The sequence below is a fragment of the Streptomyces calidiresistens genome (genome assembly GCF_014141525.1).
GTDB lineage: Bacteria > Actinomycetota > Actinomycetes > Streptomycetales > Streptomycetaceae > Streptomyces > Streptomyces calidiresistens.
In genome coordinates this window covers 1-5,211 of record NZ_VKHS01000377.1, presented here as the reverse complement: position 1 = coordinate 5,211, position 5,211 = coordinate 1, and the positions used below count along the sequence as shown (strand labels likewise).

Sequence of the window (5,211 nt, the reverse complement as noted above, 5' to 3'; positions counted from 1 at the left end):
GGGCGAGGCCGCACGGCGACGCGCGATCAGGTCCAGTACGTCCTCCGGCAACCGCACCCCGCCCGCCCCGTCGGCCCGGGGGTCGAGTTCGTGGCACAACTCGGCCGGGGTGGGACGCAGGTCCGGGTCGCGCTCCAGGCAGGCGCCGATGACCTCGAGCAGCCCGCGCGGCACGTCCGCCAGGTCCGGGGGTTCGGTGAGGATGCGTCGGCGCACCTCACCGGCGGGCGCGGCGCCGAAGGGCAGGCGCCCGGTGACGGCGTGGGTCAGCACGCACCCCAGGGCGAAGACGTCGGCGGCCGGACCCGGTCGGCGCTCGGGCTCCTCGGCCTGCTCGGGCGCCAGACAGGACGGCGGGAGGATCAGCGGACCGGTCCCGTAGAGCGCGCCGGCCAGCCCCAGGCCGGTCAGGCGGGGGCCGTCGGGGGCCAGCAGCACCCGCGCCGGGGTCAGGCAGGCGTGCACCAGGCCCGCCCGGTGCACCGTCTCCAGCGCCTCGGCCACCCGGGCGCCCACCCGGCGGCCGATGTCCCGGGGGAGCGGTCCGCGGACCGCCACCACCATCGCCAGATCGGGGTCGGGCAGGTACGGCTCGGCCAGCCACACCAGGCGCGCGCCGATGTCGGCGGCCACCGGGGCCACCGCCCAGCGGCTGACGACCCGTTGGGCGGAGGCGGTGCCCCGGGCGAAGGCGGAGCGGAACTCGGTGTGCGCGGACCACGGGTGCGGCACCACCCGGAGGGTCATCAGCACCCCGCCCGCCGAGCGGGCCAGGTAGCAGGTGCCGGGAGGGTCGGCGGGCAGCCGGCCCAGCAGCCGGTGACCGGCGAGGTGGGTGGGATCGGCCGGGTGCAGCGGGCCGGGACCGGGCGCCCCGGGGTCCGAGCCGCCCCCGTCGGCGGGGGCGTCGAACGGGTCCCGGCCGGCGGAGCCGGCGGGGTCACGGGGTTCGCCGGAGCGGAACGACGGGGTGTGCACGGGCTCCTCAGCTCAGCTCGGTGTGCGCGGCGGTGATCATGCGGCGCATCAACCGGTGCGCAAGATCCGTCAGTTCCCCCTCGGTGGAGCCGTCCGTCCCCTTCACGGCGAGGGCGGCGGTCACCGGGCCGACCCTGGCCACCAACCACAGGTAGGGGTGCGGTCCGCCGTGCTCCTCGGAGAAGAAGTCACCGCGTTCGGTGATGAGGTCGTCGGCCGGAAGGGCCCCGTCCCCCGGGCGGAAGGCTCCGACGGAGGTCAGACCGGCGATCCATTCGTCGGCCCGCAGCCGCTGCTCCGGACAGCGCAGCCCCTCCTCCAGGATTCCGGCCATCCGCCGGTCGGCGGCCGTCACCTCGTCGTGCACCGTCACCACGGTGACCACGGTGATCGCGCCCGGGGGATCACCGGAGGGGGGGTCCGCCGGGCGTTCGGCCTCGACGGTGCGCAGGGCCAGGACGTCGTCGGATATCGGCTCGCGTTTCCACACGCAGGCGTCGGTGAGCACGGGTTGGGTTCCGGTGTCCCCCGTTTCGGTGTCCCGACCCCCGCTCCCCGTGTCGGTGTCGGGGTCGGTGTCGCCGGACCGGTCGACCGCGACGAAGCCGGTCCCGTGGTCGGCGGGGTCCGGCAGCACCGCCGCGGCCAGCACGGCCGCCGCGGTCGCGTCCCGGGGCAGGCGCTCGGGATTGGGCACGAAGGGCGCCTCGCCCGCCGGGGAGGACGCCCCGACCGGCTCGCCCGGGACCTCACCGACCACGGCGTCGTCGGCTCCCGTGCCGGGGTCGGCGGGGACCGGATCGGTTCCGCAGCCGGTGACCAACAGGACGGTCAGCGAGCCGAGCACCACGGCCCGCGTCACCGGTCGTTGACGCATGCGCGCCTCCCTCCGCGGGGTGCCCGACGGTTCGGCGGGGATCACCCTAGCGGGCCGCCGAACGGGGCGGAATGGCTTTCCGTCACGGTCCGGCTACGGTGACCGGGCGGGCCCGGGTCCGGCCGGCGGGGTCGTTCCCCCGGGCCGGATCCCTCGCGTGCGCCCCCGGTGCACCCGGGGGCGCACGCCCCGGGACCCCGCACCGCCGGTGACCACGCCCGGAGGGGGAACGGGCCGCCCGGGCGGGGGCCCGGGAAAGCGATCCGCGGTGGGGGCACCCGCCCAATTCGCTCGCGGGAAACGAACACCGGACGGAGACTGTCGCCATGAAGACCTCACGCGATCTCCCCAACGCCCCGGCCGCGTCACCGAACGCCCTGCCGACCGACCTGATCGGACGCGAGTTCTCGCCGAACCCCGGTTATCTCAACACCGCCTCCCACGGTCTGCTGCCGGCCCGGGCCGCCCGAAGGCTCCGGGAGGCGGTGGAGGACCTGACGGTCGGTCGGATCGATCAGGAGGCGCTCATCGAGGAGGTGGAGGCGGCACGGGTGCTGTGGGCCCGGCTGGTGGGGGTCGCCCCGGAGCGGGTGGCGCTCGGCTCCACCGTCGCCGCGCAGGTCTCCGTGGTCGCCGCCGCCCTGCCCCGGGGCGCCGAGGTGCTCACCGTGGAGGGGGAGTTCAGCTCGGTGCCCACCCCGTTCCTGCACGCCGACGACCTGCGGTTGCGGGTGGTGCCGCCGGCGGGGCTCGCCGATTCCGTGGGCCCGGACACCGCGCTGGTCGCGGTCAGCGCCGCCCAGTCGGCGGACGGTCGGATCGCCGACCTGGCGGCGGTGCGGGAGGCGGCCCGCGCCCACGGCGCCCGCATCCTGGTGGACGCGACCCAGGCGGCGGGTTGGATGGACTACGACGCCGAGGCCGACGACTTCGTGGTGTGCGGCACCTACAAGTGGCTGCTGGGGCCGCGCGGCGCCTCCTTCATGGTGGTGCCCCCGGACGGCGGTGGGCTGCGGCCGGTGCAGGCCAACTGGTTCGCCGGCGCCGACCGCTGGGAGAGCTGCTACGGCCCGGTGCGGGACCTCGCGCCGACGGCCGCGCGCTTCGACCTCGCCCCCGCGTACCTGCCCTGGCTGGGCACCGCCCGGGCCCTGGAGGTGATCGAGGAGGTGGGGATCGACGCCATCCGCGCCCACGACCTGGCCCTGGCGGAGCGCTTCCGGTCCGGCCTGGAGCGACTGGGGCGTCCCGCCGCCCCCGAGTCGGCCGGGTCCCCGATCGTCTCGGTGCCGGGGGCCGGGGCAGCGGTGGAGGAGCTGGCCCGGGCGGGTGTGTCGGTGGCGGCCCGCGACGGCGGTCTGCGGGCCTCCTTCCACCTGTACACCACGGAGGCGGACGTGGACCGGGCGCTGAACGCCCTGGAGGACACCTCCGTCGACACCCCGATCGACGTCCCGGGCTGAGCGCCGTCGGCCGTCGGCCCGCCGGGACCGGGGCCGACGGTTTCCGTCGGTCCCGGTCCCGGCGAAAACTTTGCCGTACCGATGGGTAACGACCCCCGGGCAGGGACGACGCACGGCTCTACAGTGCGGTCATGCCCAATCCGCCCGATGTCGTGCTGTGGGCGATACCCGCCTTCGCCCTGCTCACCGTGATCGAGATGATCAGCTACCGGCTGCACCCGGACGAGGACGCCGCCGGCTACGAGACGAGGGACACCGGCACCAGCCTCGCCATGGGGCTCGGCAGTCTCTTCTTCGACCTGTTGTGGAAGATCCCGATCGTGGCGATCTACGCCGCCGCGTACGCCCTGACCCCGCTGCGCGTCCCGCTGGAGTGGTGGACCGTTCCCCTGCTGGTGGTCGCCCACGACCTCTGTTACTACTGGTCGCACCGGGGCCACCACACCGTGCGGATCCTGTGGGCCTGCCACGTGGTGCACCACTCCAGCACCCGGTTCAACCTCACCACGGCGCTGCGGCAGCCCTGGACCACCTGGACGGTCTGGCCGTTCTACCTGCCGCTGATCCTGTTGGGTGTGCACCCGGCGGTACTGGCGCTGCTGTCCTCGGCCAACCTGGTCTACCAGTTCTGGGTGCACACCGAGCGGGTGGGCAGGCTGCCGGCGCCGTTCGAGTTCGTGCTGAACACCCCCTCCCACCACCGGGTGCACCACGCCTCGCAGGGCGACTACCTGGACCGCAACTTCAGCGGGGTGTTCATCGTGTGGGACCGGCTGTTCGGCACCTTCGCCCCGGAGACCGAGCGGTGCGTCTACGGGCTGACGAAGAACATCGACACCCACAACCCGCTGCGGGTGGCCACCCACGAGTACGCGGCGATCCTGCGCGACGTACGGGCCGCCCGGACGACCCGGGACCGGTTGAGCCACGTCTTCCGGGGACCGGGGTGGCGCCCGCCGGAGCCGGGGTCGGCGGCGGTCGCCGTCGGCGGACCGACCCCGGCGACGGGGAGGGAACGGGCGACCGGCGACCCGACGGTCGTCGGATGAGGCCGGGCGACCCGCCACCCGTGGGGCCCGCGGGCCGGCGGAGGCGCCTCCTCGGCGCCGGCGCCCTCGCGCTGTTCCTCCTGTTCTGCGCCGCGCACCTGATCGGGCACGCGGTGGACGCGGAAGGGGTGCACCGGGCCACCAAGCCGTTGCTGATCCCCGCCCTGATGCTGGTGGTGGCCGCCCGGGGCGGGCCCCGCCTGCTCCTGGTCGCCCTGGCCTGCGGTTGGGCCGGGGACGTGTTGCTGATGCCGGACCATCCCGTGGCCTTCCTCGGCGGGATGGCGGCCTTCGGCCTCGGCCACCTCGGCTACCTGGCGCTCTGTCGCCGGGCCGCCCGGGCCGGTGCCCGCCCGCCGCGATCGCGGATCGTGGCGGCGGCCCCCGGCTATGCGGTGGTGGGTGTCGCGGTGGTCGTCACGCTGTGGCCGGGCCTGCCGGCGGACCTGCGGGTGCCGGTGGCCGGATACGCGGCGCTGCTGGCCGCCACGGCCTGCGCCGCGGCGTTGACGCTCGGGCCCCGGGGCGCGGCGGGAGGGGCGCTCTTCCTGCTCTCCGACGCCCTGATCGCGGCGGGGATCGCCGACGGTCCGGTGGTACCGGCACAGGGTTTTGTCATCATGTCGACCTACCTCGCCGCGCAGTGGCTCCTGGCGGACGCGGTGCTGCGCTCCCCGGCCGCGAGGCCGCCCGGCCACCGATCCGGGGACGGTCCCGTGCCGGCAACTCCGCCGCCACCGGCCCGAACGGCCGTGAGGGCGCCCGGTCGGACCGGCACCACCGCCCGGTGACTCCTCCCGGCGACCCACCCTCCGGGGAGCGGCCCGTCCGCCCGCGACTCCCC

General features: G+C 75.6%; 5 protein-coding genes. 3 read left to right on the top strand and 2 right to left on the bottom strand.

Annotated features, from left to right (window positions below; genetic code table 11):
* Positions 1-978, bottom strand: a 978-nt coding sequence (locus FOE67_RS15785) for a protein kinase domain-containing protein (protein ID WP_323384968.1), incomplete at its 3' end; no start/stop codon positions are given.
* Between the two features lie 7 nt (positions 979-985).
* Positions 986-1,855 carry a hypothetical protein gene (locus FOE67_RS15780; protein ID WP_182664764.1) on the bottom strand — a complete coding sequence of 290 codons (870 nt, stop codon included), beginning with the start codon at positions 1,853-1,855 and terminating at the stop codon, positions 986-988.
* A 326-nt stretch (positions 1,856-2,181) separates the two neighbouring features.
* Between FOE67_RS15780 and FOE67_RS15775 the strand changes: the two genes are divergently transcribed.
* The 3 genes from FOE67_RS15775 to FOE67_RS15765 all read left to right on the top strand — a co-directional run bounded on the left by FOE67_RS15775 (position 2,182) and on the right by FOE67_RS15765 (position 5,158).
* Positions 2,182-3,318, top strand: a complete 1,137-nt coding sequence (locus tag FOE67_RS15775; RefSeq protein WP_182664761.1) for an aminotransferase class V-fold PLP-dependent enzyme — start codon at positions 2,182-2,184, stop codon at positions 3,316-3,318.
* Between the two features lie 131 nt (positions 3,319-3,449).
* Entirely contained in the window at positions 3,450-4,367 is a 918-nt protein-coding gene (locus FOE67_RS15770; RefSeq protein ID WP_182664758.1) for a sterol desaturase family protein, read from the top strand.
* Positions 4,364-5,158, top strand: a complete 795-nt coding sequence (locus tag FOE67_RS15765) for a lysoplasmalogenase (RefSeq protein ID WP_182664756.1) — start codon at positions 4,364-4,366, stop codon at positions 5,156-5,158. The genes FOE67_RS15770 and FOE67_RS15765 overlap by 4 nt, the downstream gene beginning before the upstream one ends.
* The last annotated feature ends 53 nt before the right edge of the window (positions 5,159-5,211 follow it).

Bases quoted from the DNA above. Each gene is read 5' to 3' on its own strand.
- FOE67_RS15770 (WP_182664758.1), top strand. From the start codon at position 3,450: ATGCCCAATCCGCCCGATGTCGTGCTGTGGGCGATACCCGCCTTCGCC.
- FOE67_RS15775 (WP_182664761.1), top strand. From the start codon at position 2,182: ATGAAGACCTCACGCGATCTCCCCAACGCCCCGGCCGCGTCACCGAAC.
- FOE67_RS15765 (WP_182664756.1), top strand. From the start codon at position 4,364: ATGAGGCCGGGCGACCCGCCACCCGTGGGGCCCGCGGGCCGGCGGAGG.
- FOE67_RS15780 (WP_182664764.1), bottom strand. From the start codon at position 1,855: ATGCGTCAACGACCGGTGACGCGGGCCGTGGTGCTCGGCTCGCTGACC.